Below are 24,320 nucleotides of genomic sequence, written 5' to 3'. Positions count from 1 at the left end.
ATTGCGTTCAGGACCTTTGAACTTAAATTAATAGGTCCAGTTCACGCTAAATCCAGTCGTGTAATCATCCGTTTCAAAGTGATCGGGCTTTTTCAACGGTGCTCCGACAAAAACGTCATAATTCAAACGCAGAGGGGCAATTTGTCCACGCAAACCAACAACTGCACCTAACAAACTAGTACCTGGTAAAGGGTTTGGATAATGCGCGGTTTTCCCCCCCACCTCTCCATAATCAATACCTGCATACCACGAATGTGGTTTATTCATGATTGAGCCACTCAGTTCATTGCGAACTAAAAAACCATTATCTGCCAATAAAGTTTGTTCACCGTCAAAACCCCTTACGGTATAACGGTTTCCAATCGAGAATCGGTCTTGCGGTGTCAAAGGCTTATTACTGTGTTGGGTACGCCATTCTGCAAGATATTGAAGGTTCTGTTGCCCCACTTTAAAAGGAACTTGTAAACTGGCATTGGCCTGCAAAATGCCTACATGTGTATAAGCCTCACCAAAGCTTTCTTCTGGTGCTCTCATTGCATTAAGCCAGCCTGTACCACGCTTATAAGTCACATTACCGCTTAATGTTGCATTAGAAAAATATTCAGTATGATCAAGACTTGCTTTCCATCCCGCCGTTTTTCGGCGTTGTACTTCTACTTCGACATCATTAATATAGTTTTGTGATTCACGGTACCATCCACCAAAACCTACAGCAGTTTTACGGTGAGCATCTCGATAAATAATTCGAGACAAATCTGCATTAATGAGTTCGCTTTTACCGCTGTATTGATAAGTTTCAGTGCTTCCAGCGACTGTTTGTAAATAGTTAGAACGGCTATAACTGGTTGAAAATAACCAATAATCAAATGGAATGGTATAACTTGCATAAAAGCCATCTGTACCATGTTTACCAGAACCATTGCTACCTAAATCATGGTTATAACTGATATAAAATAAATCATTTAAAGTTAACACATGGTCAAGTGACAAGGTCGCTGTACCTTGGTATTTTCCAGTAGCATCAGAACCTGAATCATCAATCCCCACATGTAAGCGATAAGGTTTAGCTTGTTGCCATGCAAGAATCACATCACTATAACCCGGTTCATTTTTTTGTTCTGCTGGCTGAATTTTAAAATCAGCCTCAACCGTAGGTACACGTTTAAAGTTTTCTAAGCCTTGCTCCATATCACGAATATTTAAAAGCGCTCCCGACTTCATCGGTAAAGCATTCCATAAATGTGCTCGTTTAGAGGTACCATCGGCAAACTTAATCTGATCAACTCGGCCAGGAATAACATGAACCCGAACTGTGCCAGATGCAATATTTTGCTGAGGTAGTAACACTCGTGTTGTGACATAACCATCTGCAATAATTTTATTTTGGACAAGATCAAGTGCCTGATTAAGACCATTTACACCTAAACAACGTCCAATAATATTGTTCTTACCAGTTGTAACCACATTAAAGCTAGAAATGAATTGATGAGCTAAATCACCTTCTAAAAGTATTTTTTTAATTTCAAAGCAAGGTGTTTCACTATTAGAGTGTAAATATTGTAATTGCTGAGCTGAAATTTTATTTTGTTCTTGCCCTAAATTCACACTTACGTTCGGCTGAATCTGTTTTTCTAATGCAGTATCTCGCTGCTGTTGCCGAATGGTCTGATCAGCCTGAATTCTCTGTCGAATTGGATCATCCGAGTCAGCCGCATAACTTACGCCCCCCATGAGTGATAAACAGATGAATAAGACATTTTTATTAAATTTGTTATAGTTCACCATATAAAATCAAACCGTGATTAATATCAACTTAATTTTATTTTAACAAAACCTTAACAAAGTGGAAGTATTTTTTATACAGATTTGTCTGTATGTAAAATAATTTTTATTAACAAACTTTTAGAAGCACTCAACCGAGAAACAAATTTATATATAAAATCAATAAGGTATAAAAAAAGCTCCACAAAAGGAGCTTTTTTTAGAATCTTGGCAGAGGATCAAGGACTCGAACCTTGACGAACGGTTTTGGAGACCGTCATGCTACCATTACACCAATCCTCTATAGACAATTAAACCATTCAGATTTAATCATAAAAAAAGCAAGATCATCGTCTTGCTTCTTTCTATGGTGGGGGCGAAGAGACTCGAACTCTTACACCTTGCGGCGCTGGAACCTAAATCCAGTGCGTCTACCAATTTCGCCACGCCCCCATCTGGGACATTTATTTAAAATAAATGTGGCAGAGGATCAAGGACTCGAACCTTGACGAACGGTTTTGGAGACCGTCATGCTACCATTACACCAATCCTCTTCCGAGATCTAGATGTCTTAACATCTATATCAAACTTTAAGACTTAACTTAAAGTGGTGGGGGCGAAGAGACTCGAACTCTTACACCTTGCGGCGCTGGAACCTAAATCCAGTGCGTCTACCAATTTCGCCACGCCCCCGATGGCTGTGTATATTAGCGATAAGATCTAACAGTGACAAGTGTTTTTTTTTCAAAAAAAACTGACCGAGTAATTTGTATACAGTTACTAGATCAATGATTTTTATCAGGTTGAGAGCATTTTTAAGCAATTTATCGCTTCATGTACATTTGAAAACCGGTTTTGCTGCTGTTTTTGTAACAAGCCTGAAAGTAGTGGCAAGAAAACTTGGAACGAACTTGGTAATACCACATTTAATTTTTGACAGTGCAATACCGCCCACTCATGGTAACTATTTGCTTGTAAACGAGTTTGCGTTAACCATTCATACAATACGATTCCCAATGCATATAAATCACTTTGAACGGTTTTATTGGCACCATGAAATAGCTCTGGCGCCATATACCGTGGTGTAGCATCAGTTATTGGATCAGGGCTTGAAATAAGCCGTGTTTTTTCAAAGTCAATTAAATAAAGCTCTTGCTTAAACTTTCGAAAATGTTCTTTTTTAATATCACCATGAATCCATCCTAACTCATGAAGCTCTGCTAATTTAACAAGTGCCAGATAGATTTTCTCATTTATATTTTTTAAATTTTGCTTTTGATCTAAATCATTAAACCAATAATCTGTATCCGGTAAAACTAATACTCCTCCTTGAAATTGTAGTCGTTGGGAAATAGTTCTGCCCTCAATAATTTTAAATGGCAAAAGCCAATTCGTTTTTTTATATGTAATATCTTCATAAAATTGCAATTCATGCAAAAAATCTTGCTCACTTTGAGCATGTACATTTGGCAAATGAAATTTTAACCAGTAGGAATCAGCATCTATAGTACATGTCCATAGATGCCGTCCTAAAGCTTCACTTCTAGGCTTTGTCGCACATTTTAGGTTGTCTATATGAGAAGCAAAATCATGCTTCAGCATAATAAGATTCTGGCTGTTGTTTCTTTTCTTCAAAACGTAAAACTTCTAAACAGTGCTGAATCGTTTTACCAATACGCGCGTGCGTTTCAATAGAAGAGATTTTCGGCCAAGTCGCGCGCTCACCTTCTCGCTGTAAACGTTTAAACAAATGTGGGCGTGGGTTTTGTAGCGTATAGGCATAATGTTTTAAGCTATATTTAGCAATAATATTAACATCACCATAATAGCGCTGCCCTACTACGCCATATCCATGATCGAGCAGTCTTCTTACGGGTGAAATCGCGCCTAATCTTTGACGTGTAAAGTCCATCAGCCCCATTGAAAGTACTTTACCTTGGCGTCTTAAAATTCGTTCAGGCCAACTTAAAACGTCTTTACGGAAACGGCGCGCATCATCTTGCATAAACGGTACAACATGCGGATTCACTTGACTGGCAATGGTGTAGTTTAAATTATAAAGTCTTGCCATTCTTTCTTGTGGGAAATCGCTACGTACACTACCGTCTACCCATTTAGTATTTGCCATATAAGGGGTATGTTCACCATCATAACGCTTACTGGTTAAACGCACAGGTGGAAATAAAACTGGCACAGCACAAGAAGCCAATACTGCACTCCAAACCAAAACATTTGGAGTCATAATCGCATTCATAATTCGAGGGTTTTCAGTTGCATCGTACGGCGCAACAGCAACATTAATATTCAAACCTGATTTTTTGAATGCTTCTTCAAAAGTAAGGTCGCCTAAATTTTCAATTAAGAATTTTTTTAAATAGTGGACATCTGCAATACCACCATTCCCTTTTATGAGTTCACGAAGTTTTCTAAAGTGAAAAGCATCACTAAAAAATTGCTCACCATTTAGCAAGTTTTGGATATCTTCACTGGCAGAAATTCCCAACATACCCGTCATAATGGCACCCGCACTTGAACCAGACAGGACTTTAGGCATTAAATCTTGTTCAATTAAAGCCTTACATACACCGGTATGAAAAAGACCTAAGGTTGCTCCCCCCGAGAACATAAGAGCAGGCTGTCCATATGCTTTTTCACAGTTTTCAAAAAATTCGATTTTTTCTTTTCTTTGGAATGTAATACATTCACTAGATGCAATGTAAGCTAAGCTTTGACTGACTTCTTCAATATAATCTTCAATTAATTTTTTTGTGCCTACATGTGTGGCAGCAAACAACATAGGGTGGCCAATATTTGCAATATCGTAGGTCAACCCTTCTTTTAAAAGATAAATCAAATCTAAAGTGCGATGTTGCTGACGATATCTTTTCAGTAAAGTGTAACGATAAGAAATGAGCTCGGCATCGAAGTAAGGCGAACTATTATCAAACTTCCACTCTTGTGCCCCAGTTTCTTCATCCAGTTTTAATGCAAAAGACTTCCACTCTTCATAAGATTCAGCCATGTCTAACTGACGTTGTAATTTTTTGATACGGTAAGCCTGATGCGGGTTCATATCACTTCGTATTTTTTCAAACATATTTCGTCCTCATCTTCACAGATGATTTTACTGAATAGACATGACAACACTATGCGCGGTCTGAACATTTCAATCAATTGCAAAACCGATAAACTGCATGGATCGTATCTTTTTTGTCAGCTTGCAAATTTCGGTGTTAGTATCCTAGTAAATTACTGTTTAACATGATTGATTAACCATGGCTACCATTGATTTACCCGACAATTTAGTTCAAACCTTATCACTTGTATTAAATCAGTTACAGCAGGTCTTACCTGAACCGAAACAAGAGACCGATTTTTCTGCCCCTGCTTTTAGATGGGAAAACCAGCAGCTTAAAGCCATTTATACACCTAAAAATATTTACCTTGATGACTTAAAAGGCATCGAAAGACAAAAAGAAAAGATCATTCAAAATACTTTGCAGTTTTTAAATGGCTTACCAGCAAATGATGTACTTTTAACGGGTTCACGTGGTACGGGTAAATCCTCTATTGTTCGTGCTTTACTCACGGAGTATGCATCTCAAGGATTACGTTTGATTGAAATTGAACGTGATGATTTAGCAGACTTACCAAAAATTCAAAAAATTATTCAAAACCGACCTGAAAAATACATCGTCTATTGTGATGATCTAGCATTTAATGCTGAAGATGAAAATTACCGTAGTTTAAAAAGCGTATTAGATGGTTCCTTACAGTCGGGTTCAACAAATTTTATTATTTATGCGACCAGTAACCGTCGTCACTTATTACCTGAGTTCATGCATGAAAACACCCCTGTAACCAAAGTAGATGTGCCTCAATATACTGAGCTTCATCCGCAAGAAGCGATTGAAGAAAAGATCTCTTTGTCTGACCGTTTTGGTTTGTGGTTATCTTTTTATCCAATGGATCAAAACTTATATTTAGAAATCGTAGAGCATTATCTAGATAAAGCAAACATGCCTTTTAATGATGAAGTTCGTGCTGAAAGCTTGCGTTGGTGCCAAATGCGGGGTCAGCGCTCTGGTCGAGCTGCTTATCAGTTTTCTAAGCATTGGATTGGTTTAAACGCCTTAAAAGATTTGTCTAACAATTAAATAAAATGTCCCGCAAAGCCTTAGCTTTGGCCTATAAACCGCTTAGCTTTGGCAGTTGTTTTTCATAACCTAAAACAAAGATAGCCCTTCTTTAGGTTTATATATGAAAAAACAATTGCCAAAAATTTCTACAACAAGTAAAGCGCTTGCTAAAAGTTTATTACTTGCACAAGGCGTTTTAGACCAAGCAAAAAAATATTCAACTCTTCCTTTTACTCAAACTCATATCATCCGTCCACGAATTGACGAAAAATATTATAGCTGGACACACTACGGTATCTTTTTCCCACTTTTACCAGAGCCGCATCGTTACTTAAATATTATGATTTTAATCGGTACGCCCGGTGCACTTGCTTTTGATCATGATGACATCATCACTGGTAACCCGAGAAAAACCGCTACTTTCTTTTCAAGCACAGCTGCTCTGGAACAAGCTTTACTGAAGGCCTATATCATTCCTGAAGATACAAAAATTAATAAAGATGGGACCTTAATAGAACTAGGTCAGGAAATTTCAATTCAAGGAAAATTTCCACACATCCATATTAATGGACATTATGGTGGGTTTGATTTCGACTTTGATATCGATATCACTTCACATGTTTCATGGTTTATAAAAACACCAATCTATGATCATTTTAGTTTATTGGCAAAGTTTAAAGGTTTTTTAAACTATCAAGCAAAACGCATTGAAACCCAAGGACTTTGTACTTACGAATATGCACGAGCAGTGGGTCCTCACTCCATTACAAATAAACTTATTCCTGATGCATATAAACTGCCACTTGATTTTTTTACTTATCAAATTATCAACTTAAACGAGACCACTCAACTTCTTCTTACCAAAGCCGATATTGCAGGACAAACAGCTGCATACACCCTGCATATTAGACATCTGGACCAGCCAGCTGAAATTTACACAGATGTAAGCTTTGATATTATTTCGCATCAAGTTGATGACTTCGTTTCATCTAGTGGGCAAAAAATGCGACTTCCAAAATATTTTTCATGGATCGCTCGAAATGATGCAAAGCAAATTATCTTAAACATTCAGACAGAAATTGACTGCCCATTCCGCTATGGTCATGGGCGAGGTTATGCAAGTAGCTATATATTTACTGGTCATTATTTTGGCAATGAAGTTCAAGGCCGTGGATACATCGAGTATATTGATATCGAAAATCCTCAAGCCTTTGAAGATGAATAATCTTACTCAGGAATAGTAAGTTCAGTCATTGGCCATCTTGGTGTGGTCGTTACAGCTAAACCATCATGCTGACCTGCTTTTAAACGCTGATAACCTGCAAATGCAATCATTGCACCATTATCAGTACATAAAGCAGGTTCTGCATAGTAAACCTGAGCTTTAATTTTCGCCAATGAAGTTTCCAACTGTTCACGTAATCGTAAATTTGCACTTACCCCACCAGCAATTACTAAACGCTTAAGCCCAGTCTGCTTTAAAGCTTTTACTGATTTTTTTACTAAGGTATCTACAATGGCTTCTTGGAATGAGGCAGCAATATCAGCATCACGATTTTCGCCGTTCAATTTTTTCAACTGAACAGAAACTGCCGTCTTTAAACCACTAAAAGAAAAGTCTAAGCCCTGATGAAGCATTGGGCGTGGAAATTCAAATGCTAAAGGATCACCAGATAACGCCAACTTAGCAATATTTGGTCCACCTGGATACGGCAGATTCATCATTTTTGCGACTTTGTCGAAAGCTTCACCTGCCGCATCATCAATTGACTCACCTAATAGCTCATATTGACCAATACCATGAGCTGCCATCAATTGTGTATGACCACCTGAAACAAGCAATGCAACAAATGGAAACTCAGGCGGTTGGCTTGAAAGCAAAGGGGCCAACATGTGTCCTTCCATATGGTGAACACCAATTGCTGGTTTATTAAGTGAAAATGCTAAAGTTCTTCCAAACAAGGCTCCGGTCATTAACGCTCCCATTAAACCCGGGCCACGCGTATATGCGACTGCATCAATTTCCTGTTTCTTAACACCACTTTGTTCAAGCAGTTGATTCATTAAAGGAATAAGCTTACGAACATGGTCACGTGAAGCTAACTCCGGAACCACACCACCATATTCGGCATGAAGTTTTATCTGGCTATAAAGAACCTGTCCCCGTAAGCCGAGTTCGCTATCATAAAGTGCCAACCCTGTTTCATCACAAGAAGTTTCCAAGCCTAAAACAATCATCAAAACTGCCTTTTATATGAGTCAAAATATTGCAATCGCTATTATAGACTTGTGATATGAGTTGTAAATGAGTAAAATACTGACCTTCACTTGTGATCTGGCGCAATGGTGTGCCTGATCTTATCCATAATCTAGAGGATTTTACATGCCACAAGTTAAGTTGAAAGAAGGCGAACCAGTTGACGTAGCTATCCGTCGTTTCAAACGTTCATGCGAAAAAGCTGGTGTTTTAGCTGACGTTCGTAAACGCGAATTCTACGAAAAACCAACTCAAGAACGTAAGCGCAAAAAAGCTGCTGCAGTTAAACGCTACCAAAAGAAATTGGCTCGCGAATCTGTACGTACTACTCGCCTTTACTAATTAATTTGTGATTGACTGCTAACATTATGACTACTTTAAAAAACCAGATTACTGATGCATTAAAAACTTCTATGCGTGCCAAAGATATGGCAACAGTGACGGTTTTGCGTAGTCTACAAGCAGCAATTAAGCAAATCGAAGTCGATGAGCGCATAGAGCTTGACGACGCTCAGGTTCTTGCGGTCATTGAAAAGCAAATTAAACAACGTAAAGAATCGATCAAAGCCTTCGAAGGTGCTGGTCGTGATGATTTAGCTAGTAAAGAACAAGCCGAAGCTGAGGTTTTATCTCAGTTTCTACCAGAAGCTATGACTGAGGAAGAGCTTGATTCTCTCATTGAGCAAACGATTGCTGCTCAAGAAGCAACTAGCATGAAAGATATGGGTAAGGTGATGAATTCTCTACGTCCGATCATAGCCGGGCGTGCCGATCCTGCTCAAGTTTCAGCAAAAATTAAAGCTAAATTAGCTTAATCCCCTCTCTTCTTATATCTCCTTAAATTAAACTTTCTCGTAAGTTTAAGTATATTTATGCCTGTGAAAATTCCAAAGTCATCCTAGACCTTAAATTTTCATTCGTCGCTCATCTTGCATTTGCTTTAATCGACTATCTATTCTGGCTGACATGGCCTGATTACCTTTTGCAAGACGTTGTGCATGCAACATTGATTTAATTGCATCCTCTTCACTACCAGACCAGTACTGTGCTTCAGCACGATATCGCAATACATTCACAGCTCTTAATGGCGAATTTTTATCTAAATTGGCTGCTTGTTGTAATAATTGCCAACCTTGAATATCTCGGGCATTTTTATTAATAAAACGCTGCACCAAAGTTTGCACTTGAGCATATTTACCTTGACGTAATAAAACCTCAGCCAATTTGTAGCTAAAAGCTTTATTTTCAGGCATTGTCATTTGCAAGGGAGCAATTGAATTATAGGCCTGATCAAGTTTATTCTGGCCTAAATAAATATCTGTTTGAATTAAGGCAACTAATGGCTTACCGCTTGATTTCGCCTGCTCCAACGTTGCTTGGGCTTGAGTATAATCACCTTGTTTAAGATAGAAAGCCGACAAAGCCAATAAGCCTGCCAGATTTTTTTGCGATGCCAGACTTTGCAACTGATTTTCAGTAGCTTCTCCAGCAACCACCATGGTATACCATTTTAAAATTTCAAAATCGACATCATATATTCGACTTTTAACTTTAGGCATCTGGTTTGCTCTCAAGCGAGCCTCACTCATCCGTTCAGATGTAAGTGGGTGAGTCAGCCAAAAATCTGGTAAAAAACTTACTCGGCTCGTCGCTCTATGCATCGTTTCAAAATAATCCGCCATGCTTTGCGGGTTATAACCAGCGGCATACATATATTGCATACCAATTCGATCCGCTTCACGCTCTTGATTACGACTATAAGTGAGCTGTTTATCAAGAAGTGCTGCTTGTGTACCCAACATAACAGCGGCACCAGCGTCTCCACCAGCCTGAGCAGCTAAAGCCACCCCTGCCAACAAACCAGCCAAGCTTAAAAGGGTTTGTCCTTTAAAAGCTTCTTCCGAACGACTAAAGTGCCTTTGCGAAACGTGAGCAATTTCATGGGCCATTACCCCCGCAATTTCATCAATATTTCGTGCTGATGAGATAAGGCCAGTATTTAATGCAAATAACCCACCTGGAACAGCAAATGCGTTAATTTGAGGGTCTTTAATTACAACCAGAGCGATCGGCTGCCCCAGCTGAGTTTCACTTAAAATATTAGAGAAAACTTGAAAAAACTGATCTTCTAGCCATACATCCTGTATGACCGGCATTTGTTTATGAACTTCACGGAAAACTTTTTCACCAATAAATTTTTCTTTCTGTTGGTCGAGCAGCCCTATTCCACTTCCAATATTTGGAATTTCAACCTGTCCAGAAACTGGCTTGGGGTCAAAAGGATTAGCGTAAGAGGCATTTGTTATCAAAGCCAAACTTAAAATAACTGGCAAAAATTTCAAAAGTTCTTCTCTTATTAAAAATTAAAATAACAAAAAAGCCCATCAATATCATGCTTCAGTTATTTTGCATCATATCAACAGGCTTTCACTATAACATTGAAAATAGACTATATTTGCAATGAAGTGTTATACATCCTTTACACAAAATTAGGATTCACTAAATATCTAGGCGTCTTGTCCTCTAGTGCTTCCACCAAGTTTTTATAAGCTAAATTTGCCATTTTCTTACGTGTTTCAGCAGTAGCAGAACCTACGTGAGGCAAAGTGACAACGTTCGGCAAAGTGAAAAGTGCAGATTCTTGCAGAGGCTCTTTCTCATAGACGTCTAAACCAGCAGCAAAAATAACTTCATTTTGCAATGCTTCAATTAGGGCTTGCTCATCGACAACTGAGCCACGCGCAATATTAATAAATATGGCATGCTTTTGCATAAGCTCAAATTGAGCCTTGCCCATTAAAGCTTTAGATTCCGCATTTAAGTCAACAGCCGTCACTACAAAATCAGATTGTTGTAATAATTCTTCCAACCCCAGATATTGAGCTTTTAAAGGTTCCGCCAACTCAGGTTTCTCGCGACGATTATGGTAAACAATATTCATGTTAAAACCATAAAAGCCACGACGTGCAATTGCAGCTCCAATATTACCAAGTCCAATAATACCTAATGTTTTTCCAAAAACATCAAGACCAAACTGCTGTGGCCCAACTGTTCTTTTCCACTCACCTTGTTTAGTCCAGTGATCTAGAAAAGGGACTTTTCTGGCTGCACTTAATAACAAAGTAAAAGCAAGATCTGCGGTCGTTTCAGTTAAAACATGAGGTGTGTTTGCTAGCCAGATTTTTTTCTGATTTAAATAACCAACATCATAATTGTCATAACCTACAGTCACAGAAGAAATAATTTTTAATTTTTGGGCAGGAGAAAGATTACTTTCATTGAGCAAACGACCAGCCCCAATCATGCCATCAGCATCTACTACTTCTTGTCGTATCTGTTCATTAATATCACCCAATTTAGGGTTCAATACGACAACATGATAATCCTGCTGTAACCGTGACAAAATTTCCTCATCAATTTGGCTAAAAACCACAACCTTTTTCATGTAAATCCCTACTACTCATTGTTATCTTGCATAAGTTGCCACAATCTTTTCTTAAGAAGAGGCTTATCTAACATTTCTTTTAAACTAGCTAAATGAATAATATCTGCATGTTGAATATAGGTACATTTACCCAAACATAAAATCTTTTTCTCTGCTGCTACAGCATCTAAGAAACCTTGAATATAAGAACCTACCCCTCGTTGATCTTGATAGGCTGCCAGAGGGAAAGGCCATCTTAATTCAGAATATTGTCCCACCTTCGCCTTTTGTATATTTGCCCAAAGTTGTTTTTCTTCTGCTTCCAAAGCCGTTACATCAACAAAAATTACACATTTTTCAAGACAATAAGCCTGTAACTCAAATGGAGTAATTGTCTCTTGCTCAATGACTTTAGGTTTTTCTACAAGTATCTCTGGCTGCGAAACTTCTGCAACTACTATTGGTGACTCTTCCACCACTTTAGGAATTTCAAACACCTGTGGCTGAGTGTTCTTTTGCTCAAAAGCAGGAACATCTATGGTAGGTACGGTAATTGACTCATGAGGTTCAACAACCTGATCTCGCCACAAAGTATGGGCATTATTTTTTTGGCACACTTGTGTTCTAGGAATCCATACGTCTATTCCTAAAGTTGCCAGTATATTTCTTTGCTGCCCAATCATGTCTAAATCAGTACCTCTAATCTACACACATTCTAACGGGCTTCTGTTTTTTTTTCAGCGTTTTCTTTTAATGATACTCTTTGGAAACCACATATGTTTCTTAAATAATCATAACGCTATTTTTCTTCTGCATTTGCTCTACAATTTCATCAGACTCAAAACCAAATCGCCAATAGAGCAACTCAAGCACATCAAGTTCATCTTGAGTAATAATGCGATCACTCCACAAGCACATTTCAGCAATTGCCAATATACTTAAGCGGTCACGCAGCAATAACCCAGCAATATCATTTAAAATTTCTGCCAAGTCTAAAGGTTCATCCGAAATTTCATCATAAATATGCATTTCATCAGGATTAAGCAAAGAACGTAAGATACGTTCGCGAACCTCTAACTGATTCGGACTATTGATTTGTTGCACATGAAGCAATGCATCAATTAGACGAACAATTTGAGGTTTTACTTCTTCAAATGCTGTCGGCAAATGAAGTGGCATTAAGTTTAACTCGTACTTAACACGCTCCAGTAGAAGTGCATCAAGTAATCCAATTTCCCCATCTTCCTGAATAATAAGGGCTAGTTTAGTCAAAAATTGACGAGCAATGCTGGCAGGCATATGACCAATATTTTTACATGCATCATGAAATATCTGAATATGAATACGCCCATCAAGATTAAGTAAGGCATCCACAATTGCATGGCTTACTGGCGCATCTTGTGGAATAAATTCTCGATATTGACGAATCATTAAAATAGCAACCATCACCTCACGCGAACCAGTCGCAGTTTGTAATGCACGTTGAATAAGTTCAGGGCGCTTTTTATTACGACGTATATCACTACTTAACGGTTTAATTGCATCATTCAAAGCAAAACTGATTGGAGAAAGACGCAACAAAGGCAAAGGTTGTGGAGATGACCACGGCGTATAAATTTCAGTCTCAGATTCTTCTAGTACATGGAACAAACTAAATAAAGGACGATTTCGAAGTTTCTTTAAATTTTCTAATTGCAAATCTTGTAATAAAGTTGGGTTAAGCTCATAAATACGTTCGCGAATACTTGGGTGAATATTCATCCAGCTTTGCGGGCTAAGTGAATTCGCAAAACACATATGTGCAATCGATTCAGAATAAGCACTATGAATCTGCGAACCAGAATGGTGAACGTAAATACGCAATAAAGTTTGGGTATTAGTGCTATTTTTTAATAACCGCATGGTTTTTTGGTCATTACGAAATGTACGACCACTTAATGTTAAATATTTAATAAAACGAGTGATTAAAACACCTAAACTTCCCGCCAACCAAATCACACCACCTACGGCTACAAATACAGTCTCGAACTTATGCTTATAACCCGGACTGTAGCGCTTAAACCCTTGTTTGGCGAGCTTACTCCCCCACTGACTAAAAGTAGTCAAACCACTATATAAAATTTTTAGTTTAGTATTTTCTACTGCCTCACCCGATAAAATCTGGTTAAATTCATGACCCAATAAGCCATATAGCTCTAGCTCATCAAGATTCTGTAAAGCACCCCAAGTTAAAATAATTACAATATCATTCGAGTGAAAACCTGCCGTTAATGCATTAACACCCACTTCATCAGGTAACACATAAAGTGTTGGAACGTTCAGGGAAAATGTTTGTGCCAGATGTTCTGTAATTTTTAATGCGGCATGTTCTTCCGGTGTACTTTCACCTTTTACCAAACGACGAGCTTTCAACTGCTTGGCAAGTGAATGGCCACCTTTACGCAAAATATAAAGTTCGGTCACCACAGACCAAACCATAATAAAAAGCAAAAGAGCAATAAAATATGGACTTAAAGCATGCCACCAAATCGGCTCACTATAATCAAAGAAATGAACAAGTAAACCTAAAATTAGATTTAAAATAAAAATAGTTAAAAGCACAGCGACCAAACACATAGTGATGGACCATGCCATATTTTTATTTTCGATTAAATAGTGGCTTACTTCTTTCAATGTAAATAATCCCAATTACATTGTTAAGTTTCATCATAAAAGAAAAAAGCGGGAAATACCCGCTTTTTTCGGCTATTTCTATTCTTCTTTAATACCGGTCAAATCTACTGATGCTGCATCAATATTGACATCAATATAACCATCTTTTTTCTTTTTCGCAGAATCATTACGTTTCTGCTCCAAATTATTCAGATAGTCTGCATCAATTCCACCAGTTACATAGATACCATCAAAAACAGAGCAATCAAACTCGGTTAATGTAGGCACTTTACTTGTACGTACAGCGTTCTTCAAATCTTCCAAATCTTGGAAAATTAAACGATCAGCACCAATAATTTCCTGAATTTCTTCTACGCTGCGCTCTGAAGCAATAAGCTCAGTTTTAGCAGGCATATCGATACCATATACGTTCGGATACATCACTTTCGGTGCAGCTGAAGCAAAGTATACTTTTTTCGCACCTGAGTCACGCGCCATCTGAATGATCTCATTACACGTTGTACCACGCACAATTGAGTCATCCACTAATAGAACGTTTTTGCCTTTAAACTCTAACTCAACAGGGTTTAATTTCTGACGTACAGATTTTTTACGCTGTTGTTGACCTGGCATAATGAAGGTACGACCGATATAACGGTTTTTCATAAAACCTTCACGGAACTTCACGCCAAGAATATTTGCCAACTCTAAAGCTGAGGTACGGCTTGTATCTGGAATTGGGATAACCACGTCAATATCATGGTCTTCACCCCAGTCACGCAAAATTTTATGCGCTAATTTCTCACCCATTTTTAAGCGAGCTTTATAAACCGAAATACCATCAATAATTGCATCTGGACGAGCAAAATAAACATATTCAAAAATACATGGACGGTATTTTGGATCTGCAGCACATTGCTTTGTAAATAACTCGCCGTCAGCATTAATGAAAATTGCTTCACCCGGAGCAATATCGCGCTCAATTTTAAAGCCAAGCGCTGTAATCGCTACAGATTCTGATGCAATGATATATTCCATCTCGCCTTGCTCAGTTACACGAGAACCGTAAATAAGCGGACGGATACCATTTGGATCACGGAAACCAACTAAGCCGTGACCAGTAATCATTGCCACGACACCATAAGCACCTTGGCAGCGCTCATGTACACGCGAAACGGTATGGAAAATATCTTCCGGTGTAGGATTTAAAGTTCCTATCTTTTGCAACTCATGAGCAAAGACGTTTAAAAGAACTTCTGAATCAGAGTCCGTATTCATGTGACGCAAATCTGTTTTGAACAGGTCATCATGAATTTCTTCTGCATTCGTCAAGTTACCATTATGTGCAAGTGTAATACCGTAAGGTGAGTTCACATAAAATGGTTGAGCTTCCGCACTGCTCGAAGAACCAGCAGTTGGATAGCGCACATGACCAATACCGTAATTACCAAGTAATGCTCTCATATGACGAGTATGAAAAACATCACGTACCATACCGTTATCCTTACGAAGGAAAAGACGGCCTTCATGGCAGGTTACTATTCCAGCTGCATCTTGCCCACGATGTTGCAACATCGTTAATGCATCAAACAACATTTGGTTCACTGGCGATTTACCGGCTATACCAACAACTCCACACATAGCAACCTCGCAGACAAGCTAGGAATTAATAAAAAGGATTCTTTGTTGAATGGTCAGGTCGAAGTTCTGTTTCCTCCGACTCGTCCATTGGTTTTGGAGAAGTGCGCGTTACACCGCCTCCAGATGTTATCTGATGAAATGCCTCACTTGCTGCATCTTTAGAAAGCTCTGTCGCTAAAGGTGCATAAGGCAATAAAAACTGGATAAATTTGGATTGTTTCCAATGAGGCGAACTTTCTACCCAAGGACCAACACCCTGCATGGTAATAAGAACAACCAATAAACCTTTCAACGAACCAAAAGCACCACCTGCTAAACGATTTAATGGCCCCAACTTCAAACTTTTCAAGAGGCCATTTAAAAATGCAGTGACGATCCAAGTTAAAACGATAATTAAAAGTGCAATAAAAGCGAAAGCCGCGATCTTTTGAACCACCGGATCCTGACTTAAACCTGACATTGACGGAGCTAGAAGAACAGCATATTTTGCACCCATAATTAATGCAAAAATCCATCCTACCAAGTTCGCAAAGGCTTTTATAAATCCTTGTCGCAAACCGTTTAGCCCCCCAATGAGCAAAAGTATCAGAATGATGATATCAATGGTGTTCATGTTCAATTAAGTCATGGCTTCAACACATTGCTTCACAAGCGTTGGTCCCGTATAAATCAGACCACTATAAATTTGTACAAGCGTTGCTCCAGCCTGTTGTTTCGCTGCAGCTTGTTCACCCGACAAAATTCCGCCCACACCAATTAAAGGAATTTGTCCTTTTAATGTTTGAGCAAATAAACGTAAACATTCCGTACTTTTTTCAAATACAGGTGCACCCGACAAACCACCTGACTCATTACCGTAAGGCAGGTTCTCTACCCCTTCTCTCGATAAGGTCGTGTTCGTCACAATAAGACCATCAATTTTAAAATCTAATAATTGTGCCGAAATAAATTCAACATCTTCAGCTGTTAAGTCTGGAGCGACTTTAAGAACTAAAGGTACATAGTGATTATATTGCTCTGCCAACTCAAGTTGACGTGCTTTTAAGGTTTGCAATAATTCAGTTAATGCATCACCACTTTGCAAACTACGCAAATTTTTAGTATTTGGAGACGAAATATTAACCGTAATGTATGAAGCGTAGTTATAAACTTTCTCAAGACAAATCAAATAATCATCAACGGCTTTTTCGACAGGTGTATCAGCATTTTTACCAATATTAATTCCTAAAATGCCTCTAAATTTTGATGCTTTAACATTCTCGATTAGCTTATCAACGCCATCATTATTAAAACCCATGCGGTTAATAATAGCTTTAGCTTCAGGAATACGGAATAAACGTGGTTTTGGGTTACCAGATTGTGGGCGAGGTGTAATTGTACCAATTTCAATGAAACCGAAACCCAACCCAGCTAATGCATCAATATGAGCACCATTTTTATCAAGACCGGCTGCCAACCCTACCGGATTAGGAAATTCGATTCCCATACATGTAGTTGGCTTTGCTTCTACGGTCTGGCGCATCATGCCTAGCTTATGCGCTTTCTCAAGCATGGATAATGTTAATTCATGGGCACGCTCTGGTGCTAAACTAAACAACATCGGGCGAGCAAGTGAATATAACATACCAATCACAGTCTACTGATTTTAGGTACGCATATTATAGGCACAGGCAGCACAAAACACCATGCTTGACACAAGCATATTTTGATATGTTATTGAACTGTCGCTGTTAATTTAATCTGACCTTCACTGGAAACCATTTCCATCTTTTGAATACTTAAGCCCATCTGTGCAAGTTGTGTTAAAAAGTTAGCCAAAATTGCATAATTCTGATGTGTTACAACAATTTGTAACTGTTCTCCATTTTGCTGGGAAGACACAGTTAAACCTTGTTGCTGAGCTACTCGTTGTATTTTTCCAGACTTATCTAGTTCAAGCTCATTGGCAGGCTTCATCGTGACTGCATTACTCTGCATCCACACCATCAAATCTTTTAAATCATTTAAACGTTTTTGCTGTTGTTCTGCTAAGGAATGCATTTTCCAAAGTGAATATCCAACAATGACTACTACAACAAAAATAGTAGTAAAGACCACCATAATACGTTCACGGACAGTTAAGCGATCTAAATATTGAACAATTTGTTCAATCCACTGATCAAAGCGGTTTTGCAACTGAGCTAACATTTTCATTATTGTATTTTCACCACCCCAATCGCACCACTACCATCAGCTTGAACATTACCTAACTCAGCTTTAAAACCTTGTTGATTAAGTTGTTGGGTTAAAGCTTGCAAATCATCGGCTGATTTTGCTTTTAATGCCATTGTTAAGATTGAAGTATCATAATTGAGTTGCTGAGCTAAAATCTGTCTTTGCATTAAAATAGGCCCAACCCGGCTTAACAGAGAAAGTGCCTGGGTATCACCTTGTTGGCTCACCTCTAAACGACTTTTAAAGTTACTTCTTACATTTTGTTCAGTCACTCGCCCAGAAGAAGAACCAAACCAATATTTATATTGCTCAATTGCCTGTTCAGCAGTCTGATCTGCCACCTTTTTCAATTTTACCCAACGCAATAAGTCATAGCTAAACTGCACGACAATAATTGCTAGAACAACGGCGGCACAAGCTTTCCAATAATTAGAAAAAGTACGTTCTTGCCCTTTTGATTTTGGCAAAACATTAAAAGGATGCTGCTTAGTTTTATCTAAAGGCTGAAATTGATAAACAAACTCAGAACGTTGCTCTGCGCTTGAGGCAGCTTCTAAACTCTCTAGTTGCTCTGCTGTTAAACCGCTATATTGATAATGTGTTTCGGCTGACTGGAACTCTAAAAAAAGCCCCAAGTCATCAATAGAATTACCTAACCACTTATTCTCACGCACCAAAAGCTGATGACCAATATTACACAGAATAACTTGCTGAGCTTGTGGTTCAGGTAAAACTAGAAAATCTGGCAACAAAGCCACAAGTTTGGTTGGTAACAAAGCTAAAGAATGTTGCCATGTCTCTACCGTCCCCTGAGCAACACCTAAAACAGTTAACTGATCGGCATGAAAATGGTGAACCACTTTCATGTGATCAATCGGTAAAGTCACAAACTCTTCAAGTAGATATTTAACCCCATCAGCGCCAAGCTGTTTGTAATGGGACTTTGCCATCGTTTGCTGAAGCATTTGAGCATGACGACTCGGAAAAAAGACTGTAGCTTCTTTTCCTTGATGTATTTGCAAGTCTTGTATTAATTGATCGAGACTTGCAGCCTGCAACCAGTTTTCTCCGTTAGACCAATGCCAAACTCCATTGGTTTCAGGCATCCATATATACAGCATAAAGTTAAGCCAATAAAATTAAATACTTAGTCAATTTTGGTGTAGATTTGGTGTTCTTGTGTTTCTTAACACTAAGCTGATTCTATCCAATTTTTTGCATTGTAATATAAATAAGTTACTTTTATATGTATGTAGTTTCAAAAACTTTGCTTCTTATCAAAGGTCCATCTTTTGCCGTTGTAAGTCACGGTGCCGTCCAAATTAATCGGCAACTCTTTTAATGAATAGTCATAGATTTTAAGAACATTCCCGTTCTTATCTAAATCAGCGGGTAGATTGCAAGTATTCTCCATCCTGCCCGCTTCCGAAACCATGATCATGACTTGCGACATCACAAGGCCCTTACACAAATCGAGACGTTCACATTACTATTAATAGTGTGAGCTGTGCAACCTGAGAAGATTAAGCACAGCAATGTGATGATCGATGCAACTTTGGTACGCTTGCACATATAAGTTACTTCTTTAAAAAGAGTGCTCGCTCTGCTTCTCGGCGACGAACTAGACCTTTCATAACTTTGCCGCCTGCTTTATTCCATACAAGGAATTGATCAGCAGCGCCTTGATAGTCACCTTTATTCAGTTTTTTTAATAAGGTTGAATTATTAAAAGCACCTGAACCAATGTTGTAAGTCAGTGAAACCAAAGCATCAAACTGGTTTTGACTTAAAGGCACTATCACAGATTCATTTACAGTTTTTTCAAATTTAGCCAAGTCATGTTTAAAATAGGATTTGGCTTGCTCAGGTGTACAAGTATCACCTTGTTTTACCTTCACGCCATTTGGATAAACTGTGGTGCCAGTACCAATGGTCCAGACTCCTACACCATCGTCATAAGCTGTGAATCTTGTGCCTTCAAATCCTGAGATTAGATCTACACCAACATCACTTGTAGTCTTTCCACCTGGTGCAAGTTTTTCGACCACTTTATTTAGATCGTCTACTTGTGCTTGAGTGAGTTTGCCGCCTGCAATTACTCGGGCAGCATCGAAGAATGGTTTAGTTGTCATTGGATTCACCTTTCTTTTTCTCTAACTCAGAGCTACCAAAATAAAACCCACATGCTGTTGTCATAGCCCCAGCAATAAAACCCAATGCCGTATTAATCAGATTGCTGTTTTCTCGCGGCATATCCACAAAAAATAAAGCAATCACTAAAACAAACATCAGTCCCACTAATGCGAAAGCTAGATAAGCTCTTGTATTTTCACTATTCATCGTCCTGCTTCCTCTAACCGTGATACTTTTTCTTTAATTAAAGATTGATCTTGGCTTAATTGAATAATTGAAGATCCAACCCAAGCGCACAGCGAAAATACGATTCCTGCAAAGATGCCAAGCAATACACGCAATACAGAAAGACCGCCATCTTGCGAAGCTGTACGATTTTCCAAATTCGCGACTTTGATATCTAATGTATCGATGTCCTTTTTGTTCTGTTCGCTAGTCTCTTTGTGCGCTTCATTAATAAAAGTCAGTCGAGTAACATGATCTGACAACATGCGAATATCACTCTGAATGGAGTCAATTTTCTTTTCGAATCTCAACCCGTATGATTCATTTTCAGTCATGCCTTCCCCCTTTCGTTTAGGCAATAAAAAAGCACCCAATTGGGTGCTGTTATTTCTTCATTTCAATTACACTTAATGTTCTTGAAGTAATCATAAAGTTGCTTCTTGATTCCACATTTAATGGGATATTAACGCCCTCCTGTCGAGCAAATCCTGCTTTAAGTGTGTAGGTAACATTGCCAATAGTACTGTTATCATCAATAGCTGAAACGATAACCGCTGTACCATTAAAATTAACGTTAATATTACCAGTCTCAATATTCGCGCCCAGAGAGCCCCTGCCAATTAAAGACCCATTTTTATATATTGAAATATAAAAGGAAGCCATTGCCCTATCGTTAGCTGCAATTGAATTACCTCGTCCATCACTTACACTAAATGCCCCGAAGGTTGGGGTGCAAATATTTACTGAAGCATCAATTCTAACTTTTCCACCACTTCTATTCAGAGTAACTTGTAAAAGTGTGCCTATATGGTTTTCCCACGCTGATAGGTGGTTGTTAAAATCATTATTAGGCAACCCACCAGTTGATCCTCCTGAAAAACTATTGATAGTTTTGATATCAATTGCTTTAACTCCTATCGGTACAGTTACAGCCTCATCCTTGATCTTTAGAGTATCAATTGCGCCATCTTCAATATTCGCAGTTTTGACTTTAATTGTTCCTAAATCAGCACTAATAGCACTTAAGTTTTCAGCCCAAATCCTATTTGCATTGATATACCCAAAACTAGCATTATCGACATACAAACCACGCGGAATAACAGTACCGTTTGGCAAAGTAACCGGAGTGTTTTGCAAGGTCATTAATGGTTTAGGTTCTACACCATCAACACCGACAGGCGTACCAAACTGAATTGCATCATAATTGAATATGAAAGTTGAAGTCGTACCATCATTCATTGACCCATGACCAGAAACATGGCCATTTACATCGAACTTAGTAAACTGCTGAGCATAGATGCCATCCACACTTTCACTAACATTTTGAATAGACGCACTATTCTCACCGACTTTTGTTTGCAACGTTTCCGTTACTTTTATCATTGAAGAAATAGCACTAGCATTTGCATTGATTTGTTGCTGAAACAAAGCATTGCTCTCATTCATTTGTGCAGAAACTTGATCTGTACGTTTAGATTGAGCCAAATCTCCTTCAATACGTGCAGATTGCTCTGACCATACGCCTGCATAACCTCCTTCATTTCCGATTAAGTCAGATTCTGACCCGATCAATGGAGGGTTGAGTTGCGCGTAAACTCCATCAATCCTTGTAGTTTGGGCATTAACTTTGTCATCTACATTCTTAATATCAGACTTAACTTGCGTCAATTGTCCCGTTGAAGCTTTATCTTCAAGCTCAAGATTAATTAAATCAATTGCCTCAGCATTTGCCGATGACTGCTCAACTGCTACCTGTGCAGATTCACGTACAGTTGCAAGAGCACTATCATTACTTGCGATATACGTATCAATCTTTTGAACTGTTACCTTATCGCCCTCAATTCGTGCTTGTACTTCTCGTTGTGCATAAGCTTGTAAGTTATTTAACTCAACTGCCGTTGTATCAATGCGCTTACTAAGTGCCAAGTCTCCTTCGATCATTGCCGATTGAACAGACCATGTGCCAGCAAAACCTTGATCATTACCGATCAAATCTGATTCAGATCCAATCAAAGGTGGATTAAGCTGTGCATACACGCCATCGGTTTTTTCAGCTACAAGTGAAAGATCATTTGCAACAACTCGAATACTTTCTTGAGCCGCTGCAAGACCATCATCACTTGATTTCTTGACCGTTTCTACAACTTCAAGAACACTTTCATCACCATCAATAATTTGCTGTGAAAGGCCATCCGATGCCTGTTGAATAGCGTTTTGACGATCAATGACTTCTTGTGCAATCCGATCTTTCGTATTCTGAATATCTTGCTTAATTGGACCAATTTCAGCGTCAATAGTCTCAATATGATCAATCTTGGTTTTAAGATCCTGATTGAGTTGAGATTCACTGATTTGATCATTCAAAAGCTCAAGAACATCTGTTGCATCGGCAGAAGTCGTCGCATGAGTCCATTCCGACCATGGCCCAACATTTCCGATCCTGTCGATCAAACGCCCTCTATAAAATTGCGTAAGATTTGGCTGCAGACCTTGCAGAGTATGAGTCGTCGTTGGATAAGCGAATAAGCCCAATTGAGCAATGTTGCTGGTACCATCCGGTGAAACTTGAATCTCGGTATAAGCTGTATCTAGAGCACCAGTTGCAGGGAAGCCCCAATCAAGTTTTATACCGAATAAAATTCCTGTAGCTTGAATAAAAGCGGGTTTCGGCGGCAAGCCTTGCTTTCCAGTTAGCTCTGTCAAAACTGAGTAAACAGGTAAAGAAGCTATATCAAATGCTGAAATCGCTGTTACTCGTGCTTGATATTGACCCGCATAAATACCTGGTACTTCGACTGAGTTATTGCCGGTTACGGGTAGCTTAATCCAACTACCATCATCTTTACGCCACTCAACTTGGTATTTAACGGCTCCTTTTGCCTGAGTCCAAGATACTATCATTGTCGCCACGTTGATGCCCTGATCAACTCGGCTTTCACTTGTAACAACGACATCTGTTACAGGGTCCTGAATTGTTGGGTTCACAATCGAAATCGGAACCTCATCAAAATAAGCGCCCTTATCAATGGCATCAAACTTAGCTGGATTATATTGAAGTCCAGTCACTGAAAATTGATGACTTTCGTCTTGCGTAATCGAGATCACTCGAAACTTCATTGTTGCTAAATCTTGGGCATCAATAACCCATACGTTTTGGGTGGCAATAGCATCAAACTCATGAGTAACAGTAACAACTCGACCCGAGATCGATTGAATAATTCGAGTTTGAGCTTTGCCATCCTCACCATTAATAATAAGTCGGTCACCAGCAACTGCCACAACATCATCACGATCTAGCGTAATACTTTTACGATCAGCTGATATTTTAGATACACGTCCACCGTTTGCTCGACCAGCAAACAATGGATCTGCAATATCAATGACCCTACCCGGCTGCGGAATATGGCCATCCAAACCAACTTTAAAACTCACCGTACGAGTTTCTAATTGCTCAGACTTTAAAGCCCACCAGCCTGCTCTCTGCGCTTGTCCACGCGAAGTGCATCCCCAAGCATCAATTTCCAAAATACGAACTTGGCCCGCTTCAGCAATCGCCTTTTCATCGCGAACAAACTCATATTCGGTTTTGTAGTGATTAGCCGGGTTATCCCACGCAATTTTTACAACATTATGTCTATCTCGAGCACGGGTTCCTGAGTATTCAAAATTGCCATCAATGACATTGGCACGTGTATAAGTGAAATATGTATCTTGGGGAATATCCGCATCGCAAATAATGCTATTACCATCCCAAAACGTTATCGCACGAAATACACCAGCTAACTTAGTTAAAATCTCAAATGCACCTTCTGCGCTCTGAAGATAAACGTTACAAGTAAAGCGTGGTTCTTCTCCACCTAAGCCATCTGGTACC

Annotated in this window: 22 protein-coding genes and 4 tRNA genes; 4 read left to right on the top strand and 22 right to left on the bottom strand. The window is 38.8% G+C overall.

The annotated features are described in order from the left end of the window. Nucleotides 1–27 precede the first annotated feature (27 nt). From KNQ97_RS17440 to KNQ97_RS17410, 7 genes are all read right to left on the bottom strand, one after another. On the bottom strand, nt 28–1,785 hold the full coding sequence (locus KNQ97_RS17440; protein WP_005128280.1) for a ShlB/FhaC/HecB family hemolysin secretion/activation protein: 1,758 nt from the start codon (nt 1,783–1,785) through the stop codon (nt 28–30). A gap of 205 nt (nt 1,786–1,990) precedes the next feature. Beyond that, nucleotides 1,991–2,064: transfer RNA gene (locus KNQ97_RS17435), tRNA-Trp, on the bottom strand. A 65-nt stretch (nt 2,065–2,129) separates the two neighbouring features. Beyond that, nucleotides 2,130–2,214: transfer RNA gene (locus KNQ97_RS17430), tRNA-Leu, on the bottom strand. A 27-nt stretch (nt 2,215–2,241) separates the two neighbouring features. Then, nucleotides 2,242–2,315, bottom strand: a tRNA-Trp gene (locus KNQ97_RS17425). 54 nt (nt 2,316–2,369) lie between these two features. After that, a tRNA-Leu gene (locus KNQ97_RS17420) sits at nt 2,370–2,454 on the bottom strand. A 105-nt stretch (nt 2,455–2,559) separates the two neighbouring features. Beyond that, nucleotides 2,560–3,363 carry a serine/threonine-protein kinase gene (locus KNQ97_RS17415; protein ID WP_253612532.1) on the bottom strand — a complete coding sequence of 268 codons (804 nt, stop codon included), beginning with the start codon at nt 3,361–3,363 and terminating at the stop codon, nt 2,560–2,562. Beyond that, the gene (locus tag KNQ97_RS17410; protein WP_000461855.1) at nt 3,350–4,858 is read right to left on the bottom strand and encodes a DUF3336 domain-containing protein; all 1,509 of its coding nucleotides are present in this window, start codon (nt 4,856–4,858) and stop codon (nt 3,350–3,352) included. The genes KNQ97_RS17415 and KNQ97_RS17410 overlap by 14 nt, the downstream gene beginning before the upstream one ends. A gap of 178 nt (nt 4,859–5,036) precedes the next feature. On the opposite strand from KNQ97_RS17410, the gene KNQ97_RS17405 reads away from it, so the two are divergent. Together KNQ97_RS17405 and KNQ97_RS17400 are read left to right on the top strand one after the other, a co-directional pair. Beyond that, the gene (locus KNQ97_RS17405) at nt 5,037–5,918 is read left to right on the top strand and encodes an ATP-binding protein (protein WP_253612521.1); all 882 of its coding nucleotides are present in this window, start codon (nt 5,037–5,039) and stop codon (nt 5,916–5,918) included. Between the two features lie 103 nt (nt 5,919–6,021). Beyond that, entirely contained in the window at nt 6,022–7,125 is a 1,104-nt protein-coding gene (locus tag KNQ97_RS17400) for a DUF6670 family protein (RefSeq protein ID WP_253612520.1), read from the top strand. A gap of 2 nt (nt 7,126–7,127) precedes the next feature. On the opposite strand, the gene tsaD is transcribed toward KNQ97_RS17400, so the two are convergent. Continuing rightward, on the bottom strand, nt 7,128–8,138 hold the full coding sequence (gene tsaD / locus KNQ97_RS17395; protein WP_000636263.1) for a tRNA (adenosine(37)-N6)-threonylcarbamoyltransferase complex transferase subunit TsaD: 1,011 nt from the start codon (nt 8,136–8,138) through the stop codon (nt 7,128–7,130). Nucleotides 8,139–8,283: 145 nt separating this feature from the next. Between tsaD and rpsU the strand changes: the two genes are divergently transcribed. Both rpsU and KNQ97_RS17385 read left to right on the top strand, forming a co-directional pair. Next, on the top strand, nt 8,284–8,499 hold the full coding sequence (gene rpsU, locus KNQ97_RS17390; RefSeq protein ID WP_001136722.1) for a 30S ribosomal protein S21: 216 nt from the start codon (nt 8,284–8,286) through the stop codon (nt 8,497–8,499). Between the two features lie 26 nt (nt 8,500–8,525). After that, entirely contained in the window at nt 8,526–8,972 is a 447-nt protein-coding gene (locus KNQ97_RS17385) for a GatB/YqeY domain-containing protein (protein ID WP_000209410.1), read from the top strand. Between the two features lie 90 nt (nt 8,973–9,062). Here KNQ97_RS17385 and KNQ97_RS17380 read toward each other — a convergent pair whose 3' ends face one another. From KNQ97_RS17380 to KNQ97_RS17315, 14 genes are all read right to left on the bottom strand, one after another. Then, on the bottom strand, nt 9,063–10,490 hold the full coding sequence (locus tag KNQ97_RS17380) for a M48 family metalloprotease (RefSeq protein ID WP_085940522.1): 1,428 nt from the start codon (nt 10,488–10,490) through the stop codon (nt 9,063–9,065). A gap of 146 nt (nt 10,491–10,636) precedes the next feature. Further along, entirely contained in the window at nt 10,637–11,602 is a 966-nt protein-coding gene (locus KNQ97_RS17375) for a D-glycerate dehydrogenase (RefSeq protein ID WP_000758317.1), read from the bottom strand. Nucleotides 11,603–11,613: 11 nt separating this feature from the next. Continuing rightward, entirely contained in the window at nt 11,614–12,264 is a 651-nt protein-coding gene (locus KNQ97_RS17370; protein WP_253612519.1) for a hypothetical protein, read from the bottom strand. Nucleotides 12,265–12,364: 100 nt separating this feature from the next. Continuing rightward, on the bottom strand, nt 12,365–14,254 hold the full coding sequence (locus KNQ97_RS17365; protein ID WP_000665946.1) for a M48 family metalloprotease: 1,890 nt from the start codon (nt 14,252–14,254) through the stop codon (nt 12,365–12,367). 78 nt (nt 14,255–14,332) lie between these two features. Next, nucleotides 14,333–15,874, bottom strand: coding sequence for an amidophosphoribosyltransferase (purF, locus tag KNQ97_RS17360; protein ID WP_000334670.1), 1,542 nt, complete (start codon nt 15,872–15,874; stop codon nt 14,333–14,335). A gap of 25 nt (nt 15,875–15,899) precedes the next feature. Next, nucleotides 15,900–16,487, bottom strand: coding sequence for a CvpA family protein (locus KNQ97_RS17355; protein WP_001091966.1), 588 nt, complete (start codon nt 16,485–16,487; stop codon nt 15,900–15,902). Between the two features lie 6 nt (nt 16,488–16,493). Continuing rightward, entirely contained in the window at nt 16,494–17,498 is a 1,005-nt protein-coding gene (locus tag KNQ97_RS17350; protein WP_253612518.1) for a quinone-dependent dihydroorotate dehydrogenase, read from the bottom strand. Nucleotides 17,499–17,587: 89 nt separating this feature from the next. Next, on the bottom strand, nt 17,588–18,067 hold the full coding sequence (gene gspM, locus KNQ97_RS17345) for a type II secretion system protein GspM (RefSeq protein WP_000782994.1): 480 nt from the start codon (nt 18,065–18,067) through the stop codon (nt 17,588–17,590). Beyond that, on the bottom strand, nt 18,067–19,209 hold the full coding sequence (gene gspL, locus KNQ97_RS17340) for a type II secretion system protein GspL (RefSeq protein ID WP_253612517.1): 1,143 nt from the start codon (nt 19,207–19,209) through the stop codon (nt 18,067–18,069). The genes gspM and gspL overlap by 1 nt, the downstream gene beginning before the upstream one ends. A gap of 137 nt (nt 19,210–19,346) precedes the next feature. Beyond that, nucleotides 19,347–19,541 carry a hypothetical protein gene (locus KNQ97_RS17335; protein WP_000084540.1) on the bottom strand — a complete coding sequence of 65 codons (195 nt, stop codon included), beginning with the start codon at nt 19,539–19,541 and terminating at the stop codon, nt 19,347–19,349. A gap of 124 nt (nt 19,542–19,665) precedes the next feature. Then, nucleotides 19,666–20,220, bottom strand: a complete 555-nt coding sequence (locus tag KNQ97_RS17330; protein ID WP_199942082.1) for a lysozyme — start codon at nt 20,218–20,220, stop codon at nt 19,666–19,668. Continuing rightward, a complete protein-coding gene (locus tag KNQ97_RS17325; protein WP_001083663.1) occupies nt 20,210–20,428 on the bottom strand; it encodes a hypothetical protein in 219 nt (72 codons plus the stop codon). The genes KNQ97_RS17330 and KNQ97_RS17325 overlap by 11 nt, the downstream gene beginning before the upstream one ends. Continuing rightward, nucleotides 20,425–20,781 carry a hypothetical protein gene (locus tag KNQ97_RS17320; protein ID WP_000138209.1) on the bottom strand — a complete coding sequence of 119 codons (357 nt, stop codon included), beginning with the start codon at nt 20,779–20,781 and terminating at the stop codon, nt 20,425–20,427. The genes KNQ97_RS17325 and KNQ97_RS17320 overlap by 4 nt, the downstream gene beginning before the upstream one ends. A 49-nt stretch (nt 20,782–20,830) precedes the next feature. Next, the coding region (locus tag KNQ97_RS17315; protein ID WP_253612516.1) for a host specificity protein J at nt 20,831–24,320 on the bottom strand (3,490 nt) is incomplete at its 5' end.

The organism is Acinetobacter sp. UC24323, assembly GCF_024151445.1.
In the GTDB taxonomy this organism is placed as follows: domain Bacteria; phylum Pseudomonadota; class Gammaproteobacteria; order Pseudomonadales; family Moraxellaceae; genus Acinetobacter; species Acinetobacter baumannii.
The sequence above is the reverse complement of the archived record's forward strand: the minus strand, read 5'-3'. Positions and strand labels throughout refer to the sequence as shown.